Raw genomic sequence first — 21,764 nt, 5'->3', positions numbered from 1 at the left:
GGCGCTCACGGGTGCGGGTCCGCTCCTGCGGCATCAGCGGGCGGACGTGCACCTCGGGCGAGGGCGGAGTCGCCGGGGGGAGGTGCGGGGACGGGCATGGCGGTCAGGCGGCTGACCGGTGAGCGCCAGAGCACGATCACCGGCACCAGCAGCACCAGCGTCCCGACGGCCAGAGCGGTACGTGCCCCGTATGCAGTGGCTACGGCGCCGCCGGCCAGGGCGGCGAAGGGCTTGCTCCCGGAGACCAGCCAGGTCGAGGTCTGCTGCGCTCGCGCCTGCAGTCCGGGTGGGCAGATCTGCTGGCGCACGGACCGCTGGGTGGTACCCGCCACCGCCGCGGCGGCGAGCTGGAGCCCGCCCGCCGCGGCTAGGACGGCGAGCCAGGCGGGCCCCGGCCGGGCGAACAGCAGGGGCACGCCCGCCACTGGGCAGGTCGCGAATCCGGCGAGCAGGGTGGGGCCGGGGCCGAACCGGGCTACGACCCGCGGCGCTGCCAGGGCGCCGGCGAGCGCGCCCGCGCCGGAGACGCCCATCACGATCCCCAGCCCGGTAGGTCCCGCCTCCAGCTCGGTCAGCAGGTAGTACGCGAACAGCGCGCCCGTCACACCGACGCCCATCCCGGTCAGGGTCAGCGCGCACACGAGGTCCCGGACCAGTGGAGTCCGCGCGGTGTAGGCCAGGCCCTCCCAGATCTCCCCGGCCAACCGGCGCCTGGGCCGCCCCTCGCCCGCAGCCGGCTGACCGGGCTCCGGAATTCGGGCCGCGCAGCAGGCGGACACCAGGTACGACAGGGCGTCCAGCCAGAAGGCCTTGGCCGCGCCCAGGGCCGCGACGACCGCGGTGCCGAGGTAGGTTCCGGCCGTGTCCGCGGCCCCGAACGCGGCTCCCACCCGGGCGTTGGCCCGGTGCAGCAGGGCGGGTTCGACGAGCTGCGGGACGATCGCGATGGCCGCCGCCTGGTGCAGCACGGTCACCGCACCCAGGACCAGCGCGACTGCGTACAGCACGGACATCGACAGCACCCCGGCCAGCGCCGCCACGGGAACCACCGTGGCGACGACGGCCCCCGCCAGGTCCGTCCCCACCAGCAGAGCCCGCTTGGCGTACCGGTCGACGATGCCGCCGGCAGGGAGTGCCAGGAGGAAGGTGGGCAGGTGGGCCAGGGAGGCGAGCAGAGCGGCTTGCCCGGCCGTCGCATGCAGTTCGAGGACGGCCAGGGTGGGCAGGGCCACCAGGTGCACGGACGTCCCGACCAGGCCGGCGGACTCCCCGCCGAGGTACAACCGGAACCCCGTCCCCAGTTCCGGCGCCCTCTTGCGGACGGAAGGCCGGGGGCGGGGCAACGTCACCACAGGCCGGCCTCTGTCAGCAGCCCGCCTGCGGGTAGCAGCTCGGGGGTGGCCCGGTCGGCGAGCAGGGCACCGGGCACCGGGACAGGTGGACGGCACTTGGCCTGCGAGTTGGTCTGCGGTCGGGCCTCGTCCCGTCCCGTCGCCGGGCGGACGTTCACCCCGGTGGCCTGTTCTTGGGCCGCCGCGGCGGTCATACGTGGTCCTGGGCGCGCAGGGTGTCGAGGTCGCCGGCCGACTGGGTGGGGATCGTGGCATCGAAGGCTGAGGCTTGGACGAGGTAGGCGTCGCGGAAGTCCCCTGTGCCCGTGGCCGGGTCCATCAGTTCCTCGAAGGTGCCCGACTCGGCGACCCGGCCGTCCTTCAAGACGTGGATCAGGTCCGCGTGGCGCACGGAGTGCAGGCGGTGGGTGATGAGCACGATCGTCTGGCCGGTGGTCGCGGCCAGCGCCCTGATCTGGTCGAAGACCCGCTGTTCCGCGACCGCGTCCAGGGCGCTGGTGGGCTCGTCCACGATCAGGATCTCGGCCTGCCGGTACTTGGCCCGCGCGATGCCGATGCGCTGCCACTGGCCGCCGGAGATCTGGTGTCCGCCGCGGTAGCCGCGAGCCAGCAGTGTGCCGAGCCCGCGGGGCAGGCCGTCGAGGACCTCGTCGGCGCCGGAGAAGCTGGAGGCCTCCTCGACCGCCCGGTCGTCGATGGCCTGGCCGGGCTGCCCGATACCGACGTTGACTCGGAACGTGAAAGGCCAGTGGTAGAAGTCCTGTGACATCAGCGCGACGCGGCCGAAGACCTGGTCGCGGTCGGCGGTACGGGCATCGACGTCGTCCCACCAGATCGTGCCGCTGCCTTCGTCCGGGAGGTAGAGGCCGGCGAGGAGCTTGACCAGGGTGGACTTGCCGGAGCCGTTCTCGCCCACCAGCGCGATGATCTTCCCCGTCGGGAACGCCAGGGTCACCTCGCGCAGCGTGGGCTCGGGCTGGGTCTGGCCGCTGCCGGGGTACGTGAAGGTGACCTTCTCGAACCGGACTTCCCGCAGCCGCTCGGGCAGCGGGTCTCCGCCCACGGGGATGGCCCGGGTCTTCGCCTCCCGGCACAGCCGCTCGAAATCAGCGACAAACAGGGACTCCTGGTGCAGTTCGGTGACCTGGAGCACCAGGCTGTCGAGGCTGGCAGCGCCGGTGCGGATGGCCAGGACCGCCGTGCCGGCGACGGCGAGTTCCATCGCTCCACCCCAGAGGAGGGCACCCAGGGCGCCGTAGGTAAGGAGGGTGGCGAGACCGCCGGCACCGTCGGCGGCGAGCCCGATCCGGGCGGCCCGGCGGGCCAGCCGGGTCTGCTCACGTTCACTGGTCTCGGCCATGGTCCGGAAGTGGCCCAGCAGGAACGGCCCGACGCCGTGCACACGGACCTCGGCAGCCGCTTCCTTCTGGGTCAGCAGCTGGCCGAGCAGGTGCCCGGCACGGGCGTGCTGGACGAAGGCGTGGAAGGAGATGTACCGCTGGCGGGAGATCATCAACGAACTCCACGCGCTCGGCAGCGTCATCAGGACCAGGAGCGGTAGCAGCACCGGGTGCAGGACGGTGAGCACGCCGGCCGCCGCGATCAGCGACACCGCGGAGTTCAGGGTGTTGGTGCAGTACCGGATCATCCGCCGGGCCGAGTCGGCGCCGTACCGGGCCGCGTCCAGCAGCCGGTGGAACTCGTCATCCTCGATCGCCGACAGCTCCGTGCGGTGCACCAACCCGAGGTACTGCTCAGTGGCCACCCGCTGCACCTTCGGCTCCAGAGCCCCGGTGGCCGCCGTCGAGGCCGATCGCAGGAGCGACCCCAGGAACGCCGTGACGGCCACGACCGTGAGCGCGGGCAACGCCTGAGTCAGCCGCTCGTTGGTACTGCCCGCCGCGAGGACGTGGCCGAGCACGCTGTTGACCGCCACCAGGCCGACCGCCTGCGCGACGCCCCGGCCGGCCTCCGAGGCCAGGACCACACGCAGGGCCCGTGCGTCGGCGAGGTGGGCAAGCCGTAGGCCGGTCCCCGCCAGCCGGGGGAGCTGGCGCGCCATCGTCCAGAGCCCGAGCTTGAGCCAGGCGCCCTCGTGCTGGTCCCACCCGATGTCGTACGCCAGCTCGCCGCCGAAGAGGAGCCGCTCGGAATCCGACACCCCCGCGGCGCCGGATCCACTCGCCGAGTCCTTGCTCACGCAGCCCTCCTGGTACCCGGTCGTGAGTCGCGGCTACGCGAGGGCGAGGCGTCAATGCGGCGCCCGCGGGCCGGTCGCGGACACGTGGCAGGTCGGGCATGTTCGATTACAGCGGCGGTGTCGAGTCGGTTCGGCAGGGGATGCACAGGGTCCTCCGGATGGGCGCATGACTGGTACTGGTGCTCTAAGAACGGCTCCCGATTGGGTGCGTCACGGCTGAATCGGGGGCGAATGATGAACGAATGTTCTGGTCTGGGCTGGTGGGCTTGGCGGGCCTGACGTGGTGGCGTTGAAACTCGCTCGAACAGGTTCCTGTCACTCCGCCGGGGAATTGCGGGCCTCGGCGCGGTCGCCAGGTTCGGGCGCCTGCGGGCATGACGGGGAGGGCAGTGGCGGGGTGTGCCGCTGCCCTGGTGGAGCGAGGAGGCTCAGGCGGTGCTGGCTTCCAGGGCCTGGTTCCAGCTGCTGATGCCCGCGGGGTCGAGGAGCGGGGCGACGGGTTCGGCGAGGTATTCGTGCTCGACGAGGTAGAGGGCCGCGGTGCCGGCGTGACCGGGGAAGAGCTCGTTCATGCGGCGGGTGATTACTTCGGCGTCGGCGTCCGGGGCTCCGAGCAGGCTTCGCGCGAAGATCTTCCGGTTCCAGACGTCGATGCCGAAGACCGACGGGTCGCGGGAGGCGTGGGAGGCCATGACCGCGGCCGTGTAGGGCCCGACGCCCTTGATCTCCTGGAACCTCTCCACGAGGTTCGTGTCCTGGAGGTCCTCGGCGGTGTGGTCGCGGAAGAAGTCGGCGAAGTGTGGCAGGGACTTGGCCCGGTATCCGAGGCGGTCCTGCTCCTTGAAGGTCTCGGCCGTGACGTGGGCGATCTCGGCGGGCGTGAACCAGGCCCTGAGGGTGATGCCGGCGAAGTGGACGAGGAGGCCGTGGTGGGCGAGGAGGTTGCGGGTCATCGCCGTCGTGCGGCTGACTGTGGTGTTCTGCAGGAGCAGGGCGACCACGGAGATCTCGAAGTGGTCCTCCGGGCAGGACTGCCGCATGCCGCCGAGTGCGGCCAGCGGCTCGCGCATGGCCGGGGCCTGCTCCGCCAGGGCTGTGAAGGCGGTGAGGTCTTCGGTCAGCCCGTACGAGGTGGTCAGGCGGGTGTGGAGCTGTTCGCGGTGGGCGGGCTTGTAGTCGCCGTCGGTGTAGATGTCGGCGATGACGGTGCGGTCCTCGTACGTGATGCGGACGCCGACGGCGAGGTCGCCGATGCGGAAGGTGCGCCAGCTGCGGTCGGTGGTGTGGGCCTCCAGGCCGGTGTCGTAGTGGGAGGGCTTCCACACGGTGTGCCGGAAGTTGAAGGGGCCGCCGGTGACGGGCAGGTGGAGGGTGTCGGCGTGGTCGAGGTGGCGGATGGTGGTCACTGGTAGGGCTCCCTGGGGGGTCGTCCGTGGGTGGAGCGGAGGCGCGCGTCGTCCTCCGAGCCTGGGGCCGGTACGTGGGGTGCCGGCCCCCGGGGCGTGTCGTAGGCGGCGAGCGCGGCCGCGAGGTGGGCGGCGGTCGCACGGCGCAGTTCGTCCGGGCCGGTGACGGTGACGTCGGGCCCGTATGAGGTGACCAGGGGTATCAGCCACTCCCACCGGTCGACGTACAGCACGAGGGTGGCGCTGCCGTCGTCGTGGTGGGTGACCTCGGAGTTCTTCTTCAGGCTCAGCCGCAGGAGTTCGTCCCGGGCCGAGGCGGCGACGGCGAGTTCGACGCGGGTGTCGCCTTTGCCGAATTCCTCCATGGCCTCGTTCCACCAGGCGCGGACGGAGAAGTCCTCCGGGTAGCGGAAGGAGAGGTCGGTGGGGCGGATCCGGTCGATCAGGTTGAGCCGGTAACGTGCCGGGGCCGCATTGGGTGGGGCGGCCACCATGTGCCACTCGCCGCCCTTCCAGACCATGCCGAGCGGCTTGAGGACGGCCGTCTCCTGCCGGCCGTCCTTGGTGCGCTGCACGATTTCGAGGGCAGTGTCGGTCAGCACGGCGGTGCGAAGGACGGCGAGGTGGCCGGAGCCCTGCCCGGTCCAGTACCAGTCGGCGGTGTCGAAATGGAAGCGCTGGTTGATCCGGCGCATCACCTCGCGGACGTTCTGGGTGATCCCCGCGGCCTGCAGCCGCTCGTCGGTCTCGGTGTCGTCGTTCTCCAGCAGGCCCAGCACGTACAGGCGTAGGGCCTGGTCGGAGTCGAGGGTCAGAGGGTGGACCGGGTCTTCGCCGGCGAGGCGGTAGCCGCCCTTGGCTCCGGGCAGTGAGTCGATCTCGATTCCGTGGGCCGCGAGCTGGGCGATGTCCCGCTGGATGGTACGGACTTCGACGCCGAAGCGCTCGGCCAGCGTACGCGCGGGCACGTGCTCGTGGCTGCGGAGCATCTGGATGATCCGCAGGTGGCGTGTGTGCGTGGCGTTGACCATCACACCGCCGACAGCAGCGGATAGACCTGGCCGGTGGCGTACGACCAGTGGGGAGCGGTGGCCAAGTCGATGCAGGCGGTGGCGACCTCTTCCAGGCTCAGGGGTCGGCCCCAGGGCAGACCCCCGAAGTAGGACCACTTGTCGGTGACGCCCTTGAGGGCCATCACGTGGTCGGCGAGCGGGGAGTCGATCAGGGACGGGGCCAGCAGGTTCACCCGGACGCCGTGCTGGGCCTCCTCCTTGGCAAGCGTGATCACCAGGGCTTCGAGGGCGGCCTTCGCTGCGCTGTAGGGGCCGTTGCCTGGACGGGCGGCCCGGCCGGCGTCCGACCCGACAGCCAGCAGTGAGGCCCGGGTTCGACGCGCGAGCGGCGCCAGGGCCTGCCAGGCCGCGGCCAGTGAAGTGACGTTGGCCCGGTAGACCTCCTCGAACTCCGCCATCGGTGTCTCGGTCACCGTCTTCTTGCTGGACGGCGCTCCGGCGCACGCGAACACGGCGTCCAGCCGGTGCGGCAGGTCCTCGGCCACCAGCCTGAGCCGGTCCCACGTCGCCTCCTCGGAGGTGTCGAACCGCTCCCACAGGCTGCCTCGCTGTGCTGTCTCGGGTCGGCGGGTGCGGTAGGTGGCCAGGACGAACCAGTCCTTCGCGATCAGCTGCCGGGTGATCTCCGCCCCCAAGGCGCCGCTGGCACCGGTGACCACGGCCATCGGACGGCGGGGCATCCCCTCGATCTCGCGCTCGGCCGCCAGCGGATCGACGGGGACGGTCCGCGTGACGGTGAGAGGGACGTCGAGCCTGCCGATGTCCCTCACGCCGACCCCGTCTGCGCGCTGGGGGCGTCGGGGTGGTCGGTGTCCCACATCTCGGCGAACCGCATCTGGTCGGCCGGGATCTCGAACAGGGCACCGACGTCGCGGGCGTGCTCGATGGCGGCCTCGTTGTCGCGGTCGACCGTAACGACGGTGTGCGGGAAGGCGATGAGCATGCGCTGCTCGTCGATGAGGTGCGCGTAGTACAGGCGTGGCTCCAGGGCCCTCGCCAGGGCCAGCGCCAGCTCGGGGGCCTGGGCGGCGGGGACGGTGACTTCGCAGATCTCGATGGGGGTCTGGCCGTCGAGGTCGTGCGGGTACCGGTGCACGGCCAGGTACTGGAACCCGGTGGGCGGGGTCCGGTCGATCAGGCTCTCGGTGATGATGACGGCCCGCATCGTCGCGGCGGAAGACACGCTGGTTCGGTCCTCTCGGAAGGCGGGTCAGTGGTGGGGGAAGGCCAGAACGCCGGCTACGTCGCGGCCGGTGCAGGCGGCCAGCAGCCGCTCGACACCGAGGCCGAACGTGACCACGTCCGCGGGGTCGCGGTCGACGTCGGCGTAGAACTCGACCGGACCGCCGTCGGCGGCGACTCCGTGGAGTTCCTCGCGCAGGCGCATGTTCGCCTCGACCATCGGCCGGTATTCCGCGGCCGTACGCAGCTTGAGCCCGCCGTCGCAGAGCTCGACGCCGTCGGCGATCAGCGAGAACCGCTGCGCCAGCCCGGTCCGCTCGTCGATACGGCTGTTGTGCCTCAGCTCGTACGGGAAGGAGTGCAGCAGGGTCGGGGTGGTGACGGCGGCTTCGACCGCGTACTTGACGAAGTTCTCCATCACCTGCCACGGACCGCCATCGCTGGGCAGGCCATGCTCGATCAGCCAGTCGCGGGCGGCGGCCACCAGCTCGGCGCCTTCCGGCGCGGTGGTCACGCCGAGGGCCTCGGCGATCGCCTTTGTCACAGGTCGGACCCTGATGTTGGTGAAGTCCGCGCCGGCCGTGGCCAGGTCGGCGAAGACGGTCCGGACCGTGTGCTGCACGAGGTCGGTCACCGCGGTCATGCCCTGTTCCAGGGTGAGGTCGCGGGCGGCGGTCTGCAGCATGGTGAACTCGATCGCGTGGGAGCCGTCCTCGCGTTCGGCCCGGATCGCCGGCCCCAGGTCGTAGACTCGCTCGACGCTGGTCACCACCCGCCGCAGGTGCTCCTCGGCGGAGTGCTTGAGGTGGAAGCCCTGACCGGTCAGAGGGTGCTTGGTGGAGAACTGCGGGATCGGGGCGCTCTCCCGGACCCGGCACAGAACCGGGGTGGGGAATTCCCGGTAGCCGCTGTCGTGGAGCCAGCTGCGTAAGGCCCGCAGCAGGTCGGCCTTGAGGAGCACGACGTCGCGTTCGGCGGGGTTGTCCTTGAGGAAGGTGCCGTAGAAGCGGCGTCCGGCGCTGCGGTCGGTCACGGCCGTCATGCCGTCTCCCCTTCCTGGCTGGCGGTCCACGGGGAGACGTAGGTCAGGGCCTGCCGGCCTTCGGAGTCCAGGCGGACCGTCGCGCCGATCGGGAGGGTGTACTTCAGCGGGGTGTGCCCATACGGCAGACCGTGGGCGATCGGCCAGTCATACCCCTCACACAGGTCCTCGATCATGTCGGCCAACGTCACGCCGCCGCTGCGCTCGCAGGACACCGCCTCGCCGACGATCAGGCCGGCGATCCGCTCCAGGACGCCGCAGTCCCGGAAGTGCGTCAGCGCCTGGTCGAGCACCTCGACGCTCTTGAACGCGTCCTCGATAGCGAGGACCGCGCCGTCCCACTGCGGCTCCCAGGGGGTGCCGAGCAGGCAGCGCAACGAGGACAGGCACCCGGCGACCAGGTGGCCCTCGGCGGCCCCCGTGCGGCTCCAGGTCAGGGGCGCGGGGATACGGCCGGCCGAGGGGCGGCCCGCGAGCATCGCGGTGAAGTGCGCGGCCGTGGTGGCCGGGGCCTGCTCGGAGGCGAGGTCCCACATGACCGAGGGCCCGTGGAAGGTGACCAGGCCGGTCTCGGCGGTGATCGCGTTCAGCAGCAGGCTCGGGTCGCTGACCCCGACGATGGCCTTCGGCCGGCGCTGGATCAGGTCGAAGTCCAGGCCGGACAGCAGCCGGTTGGCGCTCTTGCCGCCACCCGCGCACACCACCGCGGTGACCGTGTCGTCCGCGATCAGGGAGTGGAAGTCCACCAGGAGGGCCCGGCTGTCGCCGGCGCGGTACCCGGTCTGCCCGGTCGCGCTCGGGGCCACGATGGGCTCGAAGCCGAGGGCGGCGAGGGCCTCCACCCCGCGGTCGAAGATGTCCGGGTTCGCGGCGGGTTCGGGGGCGGAGACGGTGACGATGCCGATCCGGTCGCCCTTGACGGCGGGCGCGGGGAGAAGCGGTGTGGTGCTCAACAGGGGTGCTCCTTTGGCGGGTTCGTGCCGGGGAGGTAACGGGGGAGGTGCCTCCCCGGCACACAGGGTGACGGTAGGGGGGTTACTGTGCCGGGGCCAGTCGCATTCGCGTCTCGTCCCGGGCCCGGTCCGCGGTCGCCTGACTCGTCCACGGGGTGAGCGAGGTGTAGTAGTCGAAGTTCGACCACCCTTCCAGCGAGTTCGGAGGGACGAAACCGTGGGCCAGGGCCGTGTCGTACAGGCCGGTGCCGGGGTAGGGGGCGAACAGGTGCACCCGGGTCTCCGGGGTGGGGGACAGGCTGCGGAGCTCGTTGATGAGGGAGTAGGTGTCCTCCATCTCCGCTTCGCTCTCGCCGGGGAATCCGACGATGAAGGTGTATGAGCCGAGGATGCCGTTGTCCGCGATCTCCCGGGCGACGTCCAGCAGGCGCTCGCGGGTGATCTGCTTTTTCACGACCTCGTCCAGGACCCGGTCGTTGCCGGACTCCATGCCCATCAGCAGGCGCGTGCAGCCGCTGGCCGCGATCCGTTCCAGCAGCGGCATGCCCTTCTTTCGGGCCTTGAGGATGTCGTTGGGGTTGATGGACGCGGCCCACTTCAGGTCCAGGCCCTGCTCGATCAGCCCTTCACAGAAGCCCATCGCGCGCTGGAGGTGCACGAAGAAGTCGGCGTCGTAGAACTTCACCCCGTTGATGCCGTACCGCGCCTTGAGGTCAGCGATGTCCCGCAGCAGGTCGCCGGCCAGCATGGCGGAGTACTTGCGCTGGTAGACCAGCTCGTAGCAGAAGTCGCAGATGTAGACGCAGCCCTGGCTGCTGATGTAGTTCAGGGTCCGCTCGGCGACCGTCGGGTCGTCACGGATGTACCGGGGGATGTCCAAGAGGTCCCAGGGGTAGGCACCCATGGCGCCGGTTCGCGGCGGGTTGACCGGCCCCTTCAGCGTCTGGCCGCACCGGTGCGCGACCAGGCCGGGAACGTCCTTGCGGCGGGTGCGCCCCAGCAGGGAGGCGACGTACGCGGTGATGGAGTTCTGACCCGGGCCTTGCAGGACGGCGTCTACCAGAGGGTGTTCGGCGGTCTGTTCGGGCAGCACTGTCACGTGGGGCCCGCCGAAGACCACAGGCGGGCAGTGGGGGCGTGTCTTCGCGGAGGCCACCATGTCCAGGGCGTGGCCGATTTGGCCGCCGCCGGTCATGATGCTCACCCCGACGCACACCGTACGTTCCAGCTCCTCATCCAGGAGCTTTTCCCAGGCGGACGCGTCCTGCTGGTTGCCGTCGAAGAGAGCGACGTCGACCATGCCGGAATCCCTCAGCACCTTGGCCAGTGTCAGGAGGGCGAAGGGCATCCAGCAATAGACGTAGTTCTTCTCGTGGTCGATTTTCGGGTAGGCCAGGATGACCAGCGGGCGGCTGCCGGCCGGGCCGGATGGCATGGCAGATGCGGGGGTGGCCAGGGCGGGCATGCCGAGCATGACGGTCATCGGACAGCCTCCGGCTGCGGGGCGCTGCTGCGGAAGTAGGCGTCGGCGTACATCTCGAAGGCGGCCTCGACCGCGTGCTCCAGCGCCGTACCGGACTCAGCTCCCGCAGCGGCCAGGTCAACCGTGTTGTCCTCGCGCAGCAGACAGAACTGGAGCCTCATGTCCGCGGTCAGCCGCAACGCCATGAGCGCGTCGTGACAGGGGAAGAACGGACAGCCCCGGCACACCGACCCGTACCAGGCGCCGGCGGTGGAGTCCTTCACCACCACCCGCATGCCCGAGGTGAGCGTCAGCACGGTCATGGGGTAGCCCAGACCCCCCTGCTGAACGGTCTCCTCGTGCACCGCCCGGGAGCGAAGGACTTCGGTGATCTCGCCGAGAGGGACGTAGGTCTCCGGCAGGGTCATGCCGCGCTTGGTCAGCAGACGCCGGCTGTAGGACTCCGCGCCCTGGTCGAGGTCCTTGATGACGTCGAGGAGCTTGACGCTGTCCACGCGGATGTCCTCGCACATCTGCACCAGATCGTTGACCTCGCAGTCGTTGATCCCGGCCAGGACCACCACGTTCACCTTGACCGGGATCCCCGTGGCCACGCACCGCTTGATCGCGTCCACGACCTGGCCGTGGTCGTCCACGTTGCAGATCTCGTGGTGCAGGACGGGGTCGAGCGTGTCCAGGGAGACGTTGAAGAGCGTCACCCCCGACTTCGCCAGGTCCTCGGCGAGCTCGCCGATACGCGGGTGCCGGGAGATCACCTCGATCTCCGTGAACCCCGCCTCGTCCCGGAGGCGGCGGACCGTCTCCACGAGCGGCTCGTACAGGGCGGGGTCGCCGCCGGTCAGCTTCACGCTCGTGAGTCCGCGGGCCCGCACCGCGTGGGCGACCCGCAGGAGATCGTCGGGATTCAGGGCGACGTCCTTCGGCGTGGATACGGCTTCGCCGGACGGCCGGCAGTAGCCGCAGGCCCGCTGGCAGCGGGAGTTCACCGTGACGCGCCACTGCGGTACCAGCATCGTGCTCTCCCCAGGGTTGGCCGTCTTCGTGGAGGTCACAGCCTCTCGGTCCTCTCTCTTGATCAGCAACGACATCGGTCAATCCCGATGTCGGGGTTGCGCGGCGCCGCGGTGTGAGACCCCGACACCCAGGCGGTCGTCCCGCAGCAGTGCCCGCGAGAGCATCTGTCGGACCAGGCGCCTGCCGTAGGCACGGGCCAGCAGGCTGGCGATCGGCCCCGCGACCGGGATGGCGGCCAGCCGTAGGAGGCGCTGCAGCCTGCGGTGCTGTGCCGCCCTCACCGCGGGATCCGCGAGTCGGGGGACAGCGGCTTGACGGCAACGCCGGCGTACGCCGCGGAGGTGGCCGGCGATGCCTTCCGGCGACGGTGCTCGTCGTGGTGCTGAGCGGTCGGCACCAGCCGCAGCGGACCGCCGTCGAAGTCAGGCCAGTCACCGAACAGGCCGGCGATCGAGGAACGCGACCGCGGCCGGTAGGGGATGCCTGCTTGTCGTAGGACACGCTCGGCCCCGGTCAGCCACCCTCCCGCCAGGTCGGGGCTGGCGTGCGTGATGGACAGCACGCTGCCCAGCGGAAGCCACCGACGCAGACAGGCCATGGCTGCCAGGACCTGCTCGTCGTCGGCGGCCCAGGGCAGGACGTCGTGGAGGAACACGCCGACGGGGCGGTTCAACGACAGGTACCGGAGCGCTTGGACGGCGTCCAGAAGGTGAGCCATCTCGAGGATGTCCCCGTGCAGCACAACCGGGCCGTGTGAGTCAGCGGTGGCTCTACGCATGGCTCGGCTGTGCGCGACCGCTGTGCGGTCGACGTCAACGTGCACCACCCTGGCATGGGGACTTGCCTCGTACACGATCTCGTCGAGCTCCGTCCGCAGCCGGGGCTCGCACAGGTGCCCGAGCAGCGGATATCCGCATCCGAGATCAAGGAACTGCGTGATCCCCCGGTCCACCAGCTCCCGCGCAGTCAGCTGTGCGTGCTCACGGTTGATGGCCGCGGCATCCGCCTGCCGCGGAAACACCTCCAGCAGCCGCTCCGCCAGATCCAGGTCGGCGGGGTAGGCGTTGCGGCCACCGTCCTGCCACACCGTCGAGACACGGGCAGCGCTCGGCCGCCTCAGCCACTCCCCGGCCTCAGCCGAAAGCAGAGCCAGGTCCGGGAAACCCGCTGAACCTGTGCCGTTCACGAGACCGCCCCCGCGAGGGCCACCGGGACGTAGTGGCCCGGACCGAAAGCCCCGTGTTCGTCGTATCGGAGGGTTCCCTCGGCGGTTAGGAAACGCAACGCTCGCTGTACGTGGTGCGGGAGCAGCCCGAACTCCTCGCCCAGGAGACCGGTGGGCAGGGCCTGCCCTGGCCGGTAGTGGCCGGCGCGGATCCGATCGCGGACAGCACCGTGCAGGGCCCGGTCGCGGGGGTGCGGTTCCCGCGGGCGCAGGCGGATCGGCAGGCTTCCGGTGTGCAGTGCGACCTCGCCCAGGCTGTCCAGGCGCAGCAGCCCCTGGTGCACGTGCTTCTCCGGCAGCCCGAGTGCCAAGGCCAGCTGCTTGGTGCTCGGCAGAGAGGCACCCGGCGGGTACGCAGTGGTGACGTGCTGATGCACGATGACGCAGGCCCGGTCCAGGATCCGCATGCTCTCGGGCCTCGTGGCAGCGGAGTCGTCGGCGGTCATGCCGAGGCCGCCGCGTACGTGGCAGGGGCAGTCCTTCTGGACCGCTCCTCGTCCCACCCCGTGGGGACGGGCGAGTGCGCGGACGCATGCGCTGCGGGCGGTGCCGAAGTTGCGGCGGGCGGGGCCGGGTCCAGGACCTCGCCCGCGACCTCCTCCGTCATCCAGGCCAGTCGGCGCAGGAGGCCGATGTCCTGGGAGTCGTGGCGCAGCCGGTCGCGGACCTCACGCAGGAGGATGCACGCCCGCGCTCGCGTCTCTTCGGTGAGCCCGGTCTCGATGTGGCGGGAGGCCCGGTCCGTTAGCGAGCCGAGGTCCACAGCCAGGCTGGCGGTCAGCGGACGGACCTCGCGCGAGTCCACCGCATCGTCGAGGACACGGTTGAGGGCGTCCCAGAGTCCGCTGTCCTCGTTGGTGATGTCCTCGTGGCGCGAGATCGCGAGGGCGCGCAGCAGACGCCAGGCCACCGGCTCCGCCTCCGGCGCCGTACGAGGGCCAGCGGCGGGTATGCCGGCTCCCAGCCATGAAGGCGGAGAGGATAAGCAGGCCTGTGGTGTGGGGATCGGGAGCGACGGACCCACGGAGAGCTCCTTGGACAGGGAAGTGGATGTCGGGTGTTGGCGCCCGGGCGGGTGAGCCCGCCGGCTACCAAGGGCGGCGCGGGGCACGCTGTGAGGCCTCGTAGGGGCGAACGATCTCGTGCCGGACCTTGATCACCCGGGGGGCGTTGCCGCGGAGGATCACGGTCTTCACGGAGCTGTCGTAGCCCGGGGAGAACATGTTGGTGATCTCGTATGCGGTGCCGTCGATGACTAGCCAGTCGCCGACCTGGATCTCCCGGGGAGAGGCGTCCCGGACGTCTCCGGGCGGTGCGCCGCGCACGGTTCGGGTGGCCAGGCGGTCGTGCACTGGTTCCGGCGCGTAGTCCTCGAGCCCGGTCCAGTAGGGGTCGTCGTCGAAGGTGGTGTACGTCACGGGTGTTCGCTCCTTGCGGGCGGGGCCGGGGATGGACAGCTGGGCGCCTGCTCAGAGACGGGTCCTGTGATCAGCACCCTGAGCGCCGGTTTCACCTCGCAGGGAAGCTGGAGAAAGTGACGGCGGTTGTCGTAGCGGACCTTCTTCCAGCCCCACGCGCGGGTGATGTGGTCTGCGAGCCGGTCATCGGTCACGCTGTAGCGCAGCCATTCCGGCGGGCGCGGGTGGCGTGCGAGCTGATCGGCGAGCCAGAGCGATACCAGGCGCCCTGCGTTCCGGTGAACAGGGTCGGTGTAGAGCAGCAGCAGGCCGACACTGTTCTCGGCGCGCTCGGATGTGCTCCAGCCGGGGCCGGGACCGGTGGGGTCCAGCTCCCACATCGCGACGAGTTGCCCGTCCTCGAACAGGCCGTGGAGCTCGTCGTTGTGGTCGCCGGTCCGCAGCGGCTGAATCAACGCGAAGTCGCGCTTCTGGTCGAGCGGCCGTCCGCACTCGGCCTCGCGGGCCCAGCGCCGGGACAGCAGGCTGCCCGCTTGGGGGTAGTCGGTACGGGCGAGGGCCCGCACCCTGTAGGGGACGGTCACCGGGCTGCCTCCCGGTACGCGCCGCCTGCGACGTCCTGCGTGTGTGCCGGAGCGCCCGGGCCAGGCCGCCTGCCCGCCGACCTGGGCGCGCAGGCGGTGAACGCGTACGAGCCGTACAGCGGCTCGCGGCCGTCGACGGCGCGGAGCCCTTCCAGCGGAAGAGCCGTGATGCCTGGGCCGTCTACGACCCAGCCGAGGGTGAGGGCGAGCAGCTGTTCCAGGGTTCGCGGCCGGTAGAGGATGCCGGCCTCCTGGTACAGCGCGACGAGGTCGGGGGTCGACTCGGGGTGGCTGTCGGCTGCCGAGTGGACGACGGACAGGACGCTGTCGTCGGGGAGCCAGGACCGGAGCGTGTCCAGCAGGTGCCTGGCCTTGTCGTCATCGATCCACGGCAGGACCTCGTGAAGGAGGACCGCCATCGGCTTGCCCCGGTCGAGGCGGGCGATGGCCGGCTGGGCGAGCATGTCCTTGGTGAGGGTGATGTCGGCGTGCAGGCCCATCTCCCGGGGCGTCTCTTCGAATACGGTCCGGACATGGGCCTGCACCATCGGGTCGTGGTCCACGTAGACGAAGCCGGCCTCGCGCTGGACGTCCTGCGCCGCATCGTGAACGTTGGCTCCGCGGCGGCGGGGCAGCCCGCACCCGAGGTCAAGGAATTGCACGATCCCCTGCGAAGCGAGATGCCGGACGATGTGCTGTCCATGGGCGCGGGCGACGGCAGCTGCCCGGTCCAGCCACGGCGCCACCGCGAGCAGCAGACGTCCCAGAGCCCGGTCCGCCGGGTAGTTGTCCGTGGCGCCGGTGACGTAGTCGCACACCCGCGCCACCGCCGGCGTCGAGAAGTCCAGCCTCGGCAGCTCGGCACGGCTGGGCTCCGGGGCGGCCACGAGTCCAGCGGCATCCTCCGAACGCAGACCGTCCGGCCAGGCCGGCGGCGGCAGGGCGCGGTCGGCTGCCGACGGCGCTCCGGGAGCAGGGACCTGCTGGTGGTCGCGCAGGTAGGCGCTGACGGTCTTGCCCTGACCATCGGATCTGAGGGAGGCGCTCCAGTAGTCGGCGAGCGTGGTCACGATGGACAGACCGCGCCCGCTCTCCGCGAGGTCCCGGGGCCGGGTGATCTTCGGCACGGGTGGGCTCGGGTCGGAGTCCGCGACCTGGGCGATCAGCGCCTCGCCGGCGACGAACGTCAGGGAAACCAGGATCTCACCCCGTCCCGCCGCGTCCGGCTCGGCATGGGAAACGGCGTTGGCGGCCAGCTCGCTGCAGATCCGCACCGTGGAGTCGGTCAGGGACTCGCAGCCCCACCTGCCCAGTTGGTCCGAGACGAAGCGGCGGGCCTGCCTGACGGACTCCAGACGGCTGGGCAGGGCCACGCACGCCGAGACGGCGGCGGGGGAATCCAGCGCCCGAAGCAGGTCGCTTCGCGTGATCCGATGGGACATGGTCACCTCACCTCGTTCCATTCCGCGGACGCGCCGACCCGCCGGGGAGTTCGTGTGCCGGTGCAGTCGATGGCCGAACTACGGCCGTGCGAGTGGCCCTTGGGGCTACCGTTACGCTCAGCGAACCGCGTTTCACCCCGCGTGGGTATCCCGAGGCGCGGGCGGGGACGGGTAACGCGGGTAAAGATCGTTTCGGGGACAGGAGCGCTTCGTGCCGCGCCAACGGAACACGCGACTGGAAGGCGTACTCCAGGAAATCGGCTGGTCGCAGGCCGCTGCAGCCGCGCACGTGGTGCGCGTCGCCTCCGAGGTCGCAGCCACGGAGCTGCAGTCCATCACCCGCTCCCACATCAACCAGTGGATTCGCGGAGCGCATCCGGGGCCGACGGCGACCCGTATCTTGTGCGAGACGCTGTCGCGAGGACTGCTCGGCAAGGGCCTGAACCGCATCGTCACACCTGCCGACATCGGGCTCAACGACCCCGATGAACAGGCAGGTTCGATGCGGCCTCAAGGCGGCGACACCATCGCACAGCTCGTGGATCTCGGGGGGACCGACTTGGACCTGGAGCGCCGCCTCGCCCTCAAGCGCGCCGCCTTCTCGCTCGCAGGAATGAGCCTGCCGTCCACCGCGTGGTGGGAGGACTCCCTGGCCGCCGCCCGTACCCGACAGCCTCCAGCTGGCCGGCTGGTCGGCCCGGACGACGTGGCCGCCGTACGGGAGATGACCCAGCTGCTCTCGCAGCGCGAGCAACGGCGTGGGGGAGGAGACGGACGGTCCGCGCTCGTGGCCTACCTCCGCACCGACGTGGCCGCCTACCTCGACAGCCGGTTCCCTGACGAGCGCATCCGGCAGGAGATGTTCACGGCCGCCGGCGAACTGGCTTACCTGGCAGGCTGGACCGCGTTCGACGCCTCCGAGCACGTACTGGCCCAAAAGTGGCTCGGCCTGGCCCTGCAGCTGTCCGCCGAGGCCGACGACGCCCCGCTGGCCGGACACATCCTCCGTGCCCAGGCCCACCAAACCCTCGACCTCGGCCACCCCACCCAGGCTCTCCAACTGGCCGAGACCTCCATCTCCCAGCGCCGCTACACCAACGCCAGCCCCCGGGAACGCTCCCTCCTCGGCGTCGCCCACGCCCGCACCCTGGCCGCCGCCGGCCACAAGCAGGAGGCCATCGCAGCCCTCCTGCGAGCCGAAGACGACCTGCGCAGCGCCCAGACCAGAGATGACGAGCCCGCCAGGGTCTTCTTCTTCTCCGAGGCATCCCTCGCCCACGAAACAGCCCGCACCCTGCAAGCCCTCGGCGATCTCCAAGGCGCCGAGAAGGAGTTCCTGCGCAGCGTCCGCACCCGCAAGACCACGGCCTTCGCTCGCACCCACGCCGTCACCCTCGGCCTCCTGGGCGCAGTCCAGGTACAGCGGGGCGCGCTCGACGTGGCCTGCGCGACCTGGGCCCAGGCCCTCGACGCCATGCAGGGAGTCCAGTCCGGTCGCGCCCTGGACACCGTCGTCCAGATGCGCCGCGCCCTGTCCCCGTACCGCGGCCGCGGCGGCACTGCGCTGGCCCGCCTGGATGACCGGGCCCGAGCCGTGATCGGCCGGGTACGCTGACCGCGCCGTCACACCACCGGTCCGACCCGAGCCAATAGCCCGGGCGGTCCGGTAGTCCCAGGGGAGGAATGAGTGCACGACCCGATCACGATCGAGGCCATCGCCCATGTCGTCGGCGGCCACCAGACGCCGGCCGACGACTACCAGGGCGGAGTCGAATCGATCATCCGCATGCGCCCGGACTTCCCACTGGACACCCTGCGGGGCCTCGACGAGTTCTCCCACCTGATCGTGACCTGGCGCTTCCACCTGGGTTCCGACGCCGACCTGCACCTCGGAGCCCGTAGCCCGCGGAACGACCCGACGTGGGAGCCCACCGGCACCTTCGTGCACCGAAACCACCGACGTCCTAACCGCATGGCGACGTCCTTCCCGCGCCTGCTCAGGGTGGAAGGTCGGGACCTTCACGTCACCGACCTCGACGCCGTGGTCGGGACTCCGATCTACGACCTGGCCCCCTACTTCGAGCAGATGGGCCCCCGCGGCCTGGTCACCGCTCCGGCCTGGCCGGCGGCGATGCTGGCGAACTACTGGGACCCCGCGGCCAACCGACCCGAGTAAGACCTCGCCCCTGGGTGGCGGAGACACGTCCGCCTCATCAGGCGGACAGCCTCGGTTACCGCTCGGGCGCGTGCGCAATCTCAGCCTCGGAGAGTCGACGGTCAGGAAGCCTCCGGGCATCGCTGCTGATGCCGACCGCAAGGCGGAGAGCGGTGAGCAGATCTATTGCCCGGGGAGGCGGGCGAAGTCGGAGTGTTCCGTCTTGGGGCTGCCTGAGCGAGGTCCTAACCAGAGCCAAACGCGGTCTTTTCGCGCCCAACCTGTGTCAGTTCGCCTCTGCATTGCTCTTTCTGACGAAGTGATCCACTGCCCGGGGTCGTTGAGATCTAGCGTGGTGGTCGAAAAGGCGCCGAAGCGAGGGAGCGGTCATGGGCCCGTTAGGACCGACGCTCTTCCAGACCCTCATCAATCAGCGGGGCTGGCAGGAGTACCAGGTCTTCAAGAAGCGGTACGAGCAGGCGGCAAAGCAGCTTGCCGATGCCGAGGGCGACCCCTCGATCGCGACCGCCACCGTCGAGAAGAGACAGTTCCACGGATGGGTGAGGGGCAATGTCCGCACCCCTCAGACGGTCGCCCGCCGGGTCCTGGAGTTCATGTTCCCGGGTATCCCGGCATCGCGGCTCCTGGAAGCAGCGTCCTCCGACCTGGTCTCGCCACCCGCTCCCAGGGCGGAGGGGCGCACTTCAGGGGACGCGTTCGAGAACGGCTGTGAAGACGTCGTGACCGCCGCCGCCAGCGAGTCAGCACGGTTCGCGGCCCGCGCAGAGGGCAGCAATGTGGGACCACACACGATGGAACAGCTGGAAGCCGATATCCGCCGGATAGTCGATACATACCCCAATCGTCCCGTTGGGCCCCTGTTTCGAGAAGTCCGCTCGTTGCGCGACCAAGCGTTCGAACTCCTGGAAGGCCGCCAGCCGCCCCGGTACACCCGCGACCTCTACGTCTGCGCCGGCATCCTGTGCGGAGTGCTCGCGAACGCCAGCTTCGACCTCGGCCGCTACGACGCCGCCGACACCCAGGCACGCACCGCCTTCCTCCTCGGCGAGCTGGCTGGCCACAACGGCCTTCGAGTGTGGGTTCGGGGGCTCCAGGCCCTGATCTCCTACTGGGACGGCCGACCGGCGGATGCTGTCCGACTGGCGGACTTGGGGGCTGCGTACGCACGAGACTCCGGTACCGCGATGATCCGGCTGGAGAGCATCAAGGCGCGGTCTTACGGCCAGTTGGGCCGAGCCGAGGAGGCGCTTGCCGCATTGGCCGGCGCGGAGCGTCTTCGCGAAGGACTCGCGGCCGACGGGGATCTGCCCGGCGGCATGATGGCGTTCCCGGTGGAGAAGCAACTCTTCTACGCCAGCAGCACCCACCTCTGGCTGTCCGGCCGCCGGAATCTGGCGGACGCGGAGTCTCGTGCTGCCGAGGCCGTGGCGATCTTCCAGTCGGCCCCGCCCGCGCGACAGCGGCTCGGTGAGATGTCCTTGGCCCGGATGGACCTGGCCATGGCCCGTCTCGGACGGGGAGACATCGAAGGCGCTGCGCAACAGGTTCACACGGTCCTTGAGACCAACGCCCGCCGTCGAACGGAGAGCGTGGACCGACGGATCGGTCACTTCAGCCGTCAGCTGGCGGAACACCCTGCTGCCGGAGCCCCTGTTGCGATCGGCCTTCGGGAGTCGATCATTGCCCACAGAGAACGGCCTATTGCCGAACTTCCACCAGGAGGCAGCCCGTGACCACCGTGACCGTCTTGCACCCAGGCTCCATGGGCGCTGCCGTCGCCGCCCAAGCCGTGGCAGCAGGTCACGAGGTGCTCTGGGTGCCCGACGGGCGAAGCGGCGCGACACGTGAGCGGGCTTCGAAGGCTGGAGCACTCGCAGTGGACAGCCTGGCTGTAGCGCTTGACCGCAGCTCCGTGGCCCTCTCCGTGTGCCCGCCCCAGGCGGCCGAGGACGTGGCTATCGAGGTCGCCGGCCACGACTTCTCCGGGGTGTACGTGGACGCCAACGCGATCAATCCACAGCGCATGAAGCACATCGCGGGCGTGGTCTGCCCGGGTTCGGTCGTCCTCGACGGCGCGATCTTCGGCCCACCGCCGGGCGGACAGCGGACGGCGCGCCTTTACCTCGCCGGCGACGAGCAGGCCGTCGGTGTCGTTGAAGGACTCTTCAAGGACACCCACCTCGAGCCGCGGCGAGTGAGCGGGGACATCGGCTCCGCTTCTGCACTGAAGATGGCGTTCGCCAGCTACCAGAAGGCCGCTCGCACCCTCGCCGGCGTCGCCCACGCTCTTGCCGCCACGCACGGGGTGGGAGCCGAGCTGACCGCCGAGGCGGAAACCATGGCCTCGAACATCCTGTCGGATCCGGGCTACCTGCCCAGCGTCGCTGCACGGGCCTGGCGGTGGGCACCGGAGATGGAGGACATCGCCGAAACCCTCCGAGCGGCTGACCTGCCAACGGAAATTGCGGACGCCACTGTCGCCGTTCTGGCTCGGTGGAAGCAGGACAAGGACCGCTACGACCTCTCCGTCGCAACTGCCCTTGCCCACCTGCGAGGCAGGGGTACGGCGTCCTCCTGACGACATGGTGCACGTGAGCGCGGCCCGCCTGCTTGGGCTCTTGCCCGAGGTGCCACTGGAGCCCCCTTGGATCTGTGCAGGGACGGCCGATGGAAGGACCGTCGCACTAGCGGACGGTTCGTGGCCGATCACGGAGTGACAGGCGATGCGGAAGCCTCGTCTGCCTCCCAGGGCAGGAGGACCTGCTGGTGCATCCGCGACAGCGTCTGCACCAGGTCGGAGCGGTGCAGGGAGTGACCGGAAGCCAGGAGCAGCCGGACGTAGGTGTCCAGTACCCGCAGCAGCTCCTCCGGCACCCCTCGCGCGGCGGGAGCCTCCCAGACACCGGCGAGCACTTTGTCCGCCTCCTCCCTGGTCACACGGAAGAATGAGTGCCGGTCCCAGGGGGCCATGCGCTGTAGGGTGCCTCGGTCGCCCCGGCCGTTCCGGCCCATCAGGCGGTTGCCTGCCAGTTCCAATGCCCGGACCACCGCCATCTCGGATACCGCGACCACCGCTGCTGTCGGCTGAGCCATTGTCTCTCCCCGGCTGGGCATCGTTCGCGCCAGGCCGCGGTCTTACGGCCCAGGTTGGGTGACCTGCTGTAGCGCCCTGCGGGTCTCCCCGTAGCAGGAGGGCCGCACGTCTCTGGCAGTC

General features: G+C 70.4%; 22 protein-coding genes. 4 read left to right on the top strand and 18 right to left on the bottom strand.

The annotated features are described in order from the left end of the window. Positions 1-5: 5 nt before the first annotated feature. The 17 genes from BX286_RS04255 to BX286_RS04175 form a co-directional block, all read right to left on the bottom strand. Complete coding sequence (locus BX286_RS04255) at positions 6-1,283, bottom strand: MFS transporter (RefSeq protein WP_261993348.1); 1,278 nt, start codon at positions 1,281-1,283, stop codon at positions 6-8. Positions 1,284-1,345: 62 nt separating this feature from the next. Beyond that, positions 1,346-1,546, bottom strand: a complete 201-nt coding sequence (locus tag BX286_RS37350) for a hypothetical protein (protein ID WP_261993347.1) — start codon at positions 1,544-1,546, stop codon at positions 1,346-1,348. Continuing rightward, entirely contained in the window at positions 1,543-3,414 is a 1,872-nt protein-coding gene (locus BX286_RS04250) for an ABC transporter ATP-binding protein (RefSeq protein ID WP_261993613.1), read from the bottom strand. The genes BX286_RS37350 and BX286_RS04250 overlap by 4 nt, the downstream gene beginning before the upstream one ends. Before the next feature lie 566 nt (positions 3,415-3,980). Further along, positions 3,981-4,958, bottom strand: a complete 978-nt coding sequence (locus BX286_RS04245; RefSeq protein ID WP_121014558.1) for a DNA-3-methyladenine glycosylase — start codon at positions 4,956-4,958, stop codon at positions 3,981-3,983. After that, positions 4,955-5,989, bottom strand: coding sequence for a YafY family protein (locus BX286_RS04240; RefSeq protein WP_121014557.1), 1,035 nt, complete (start codon positions 5,987-5,989; stop codon positions 4,955-4,957). Before BX286_RS04240 ends, BX286_RS04245 begins: the two co-directional genes overlap by 4 nt. Further along, a complete protein-coding gene (locus BX286_RS04235; protein ID WP_121014556.1) occupies positions 5,989-6,801 on the bottom strand; it encodes an SDR family NAD(P)-dependent oxidoreductase in 813 nt (270 codons plus the stop codon). The genes BX286_RS04240 and BX286_RS04235 overlap by 1 nt, the downstream gene beginning before the upstream one ends. Beyond that, positions 6,798-7,214 carry a hypothetical protein gene (locus BX286_RS04230; protein ID WP_148710251.1) on the bottom strand — a complete coding sequence of 139 codons (417 nt, stop codon included), beginning with the start codon at positions 7,212-7,214 and terminating at the stop codon, positions 6,798-6,800. The genes BX286_RS04235 and BX286_RS04230 overlap by 4 nt, the downstream gene beginning before the upstream one ends. A gap of 27 nt (positions 7,215-7,241) precedes the next feature. Then, the gene (locus BX286_RS04225) at positions 7,242-8,255 is read right to left on the bottom strand and encodes an amino acid--tRNA ligase-related protein (protein WP_121014554.1); all 1,014 of its coding nucleotides are present in this window, start codon (positions 8,253-8,255) and stop codon (positions 7,242-7,244) included. After that, complete coding sequence (locus BX286_RS04220; protein WP_187344082.1) at positions 8,252-9,208, bottom strand: LD-carboxypeptidase; 957 nt, start codon at positions 9,206-9,208, stop codon at positions 8,252-8,254. The genes BX286_RS04225 and BX286_RS04220 overlap by 4 nt, the downstream gene beginning before the upstream one ends. Positions 9,209-9,290: 82 nt before the next feature. Further along, positions 9,291-10,691: a B12-binding domain-containing radical SAM protein gene (locus BX286_RS04215; protein ID WP_121014552.1), complete on the bottom strand. Its 1,401-nt coding sequence runs from the start codon at positions 10,689-10,691 to the stop codon at positions 9,291-9,293. Next, positions 10,688-11,743: a radical SAM protein gene (locus BX286_RS04210; protein ID WP_187344081.1), complete on the bottom strand. Its 1,056-nt coding sequence runs from the start codon at positions 11,741-11,743 to the stop codon at positions 10,688-10,690. Before BX286_RS04210 ends, BX286_RS04215 begins: the two co-directional genes overlap by 4 nt. A 239-nt stretch (positions 11,744-11,982) precedes the next feature. Then, entirely contained in the window at positions 11,983-12,891 is a 909-nt protein-coding gene (locus BX286_RS04200; protein WP_187344080.1) for an SAM-dependent methyltransferase, read from the bottom strand. Then, positions 12,888-13,376, bottom strand: coding sequence for a GntR family transcriptional regulator (locus BX286_RS04195; protein WP_121014549.1), 489 nt, complete (start codon positions 13,374-13,376; stop codon positions 12,888-12,890). The genes BX286_RS04200 and BX286_RS04195 overlap by 4 nt, the downstream gene beginning before the upstream one ends. Next, the gene (locus BX286_RS04190) at positions 13,373-13,840 is read right to left on the bottom strand and encodes a hypothetical protein (RefSeq protein WP_121014548.1); all 468 of its coding nucleotides are present in this window, start codon (positions 13,838-13,840) and stop codon (positions 13,373-13,375) included. Before BX286_RS04190 ends, BX286_RS04195 begins: the two co-directional genes overlap by 4 nt. A gap of 178 nt (positions 13,841-14,018) precedes the next feature. After that, on the bottom strand, positions 14,019-14,348 hold the full coding sequence (locus tag BX286_RS04185) for a hypothetical protein (protein WP_121014547.1): 330 nt from the start codon (positions 14,346-14,348) through the stop codon (positions 14,019-14,021). Further along, a complete protein-coding gene (locus BX286_RS04180) occupies positions 14,345-14,932 on the bottom strand; it encodes a hypothetical protein (protein WP_121014546.1) in 588 nt (195 codons plus the stop codon). Before BX286_RS04180 ends, BX286_RS04185 begins: the two co-directional genes overlap by 4 nt. Further along, complete coding sequence (locus BX286_RS04175) at positions 14,929-16,374, bottom strand: SAM-dependent methyltransferase (RefSeq protein WP_187344079.1); 1,446 nt, start codon at positions 16,372-16,374, stop codon at positions 14,929-14,931. The genes BX286_RS04180 and BX286_RS04175 overlap by 4 nt, the downstream gene beginning before the upstream one ends. A gap of 211 nt (positions 16,375-16,585) precedes the next feature. On the opposite strand from BX286_RS04175, the gene BX286_RS04170 reads away from it, so the two are divergent. The 4 genes from BX286_RS04170 (at position 16,586) to BX286_RS04155 (ending at position 21,128) form a co-directional block, all read left to right on the top strand. Beyond that, entirely contained in the window at positions 16,586-17,989 is a 1,404-nt protein-coding gene (locus BX286_RS04170) for a Tat pathway signal protein (protein ID WP_121014544.1), read from the top strand. A gap of 72 nt (positions 17,990-18,061) precedes the next feature. Further along, positions 18,062-18,550 (top strand): TrmO family methyltransferase, encoded by a 489-nt coding sequence (locus BX286_RS04165; RefSeq protein ID WP_261993346.1) that lies wholly within the window; start codon positions 18,062-18,064, stop codon positions 18,548-18,550. 368 nt (positions 18,551-18,918) lie between these two features. After that, a complete protein-coding gene (locus BX286_RS04160; protein ID WP_121014543.1) occupies positions 18,919-20,283 on the top strand; it encodes a hypothetical protein in 1,365 nt (454 codons plus the stop codon). Next, entirely contained in the window at positions 20,280-21,128 is an 849-nt protein-coding gene (locus tag BX286_RS04155; RefSeq protein WP_121014542.1) for an NAD(P)-dependent oxidoreductase, read from the top strand. The genes BX286_RS04160 and BX286_RS04155 overlap by 4 nt, the downstream gene beginning before the upstream one ends. Before the next feature lie 128 nt (positions 21,129-21,256). On the opposite strand, the gene BX286_RS04150 is transcribed toward BX286_RS04155, so the two are convergent. Next, the gene (locus BX286_RS04150) at positions 21,257-21,520 is read right to left on the bottom strand and encodes a hypothetical protein (RefSeq protein ID WP_148710250.1); all 264 of its coding nucleotides are present in this window, start codon (positions 21,518-21,520) and stop codon (positions 21,257-21,259) included. Positions 21,521-21,764 lie beyond the last annotated feature (244 nt).

This window comes from Streptomyces sp. 3211.6 (assembly GCF_003634815.1).
Lineage (GTDB): Bacteria > Actinomycetota > Actinomycetes > Streptomycetales > Streptomycetaceae > Streptomyces > Streptomyces katrae_A.
Note: the sequence above shows the minus strand (reverse complement) of the source record. Positions and strands in the feature narration are given on the sequence as shown.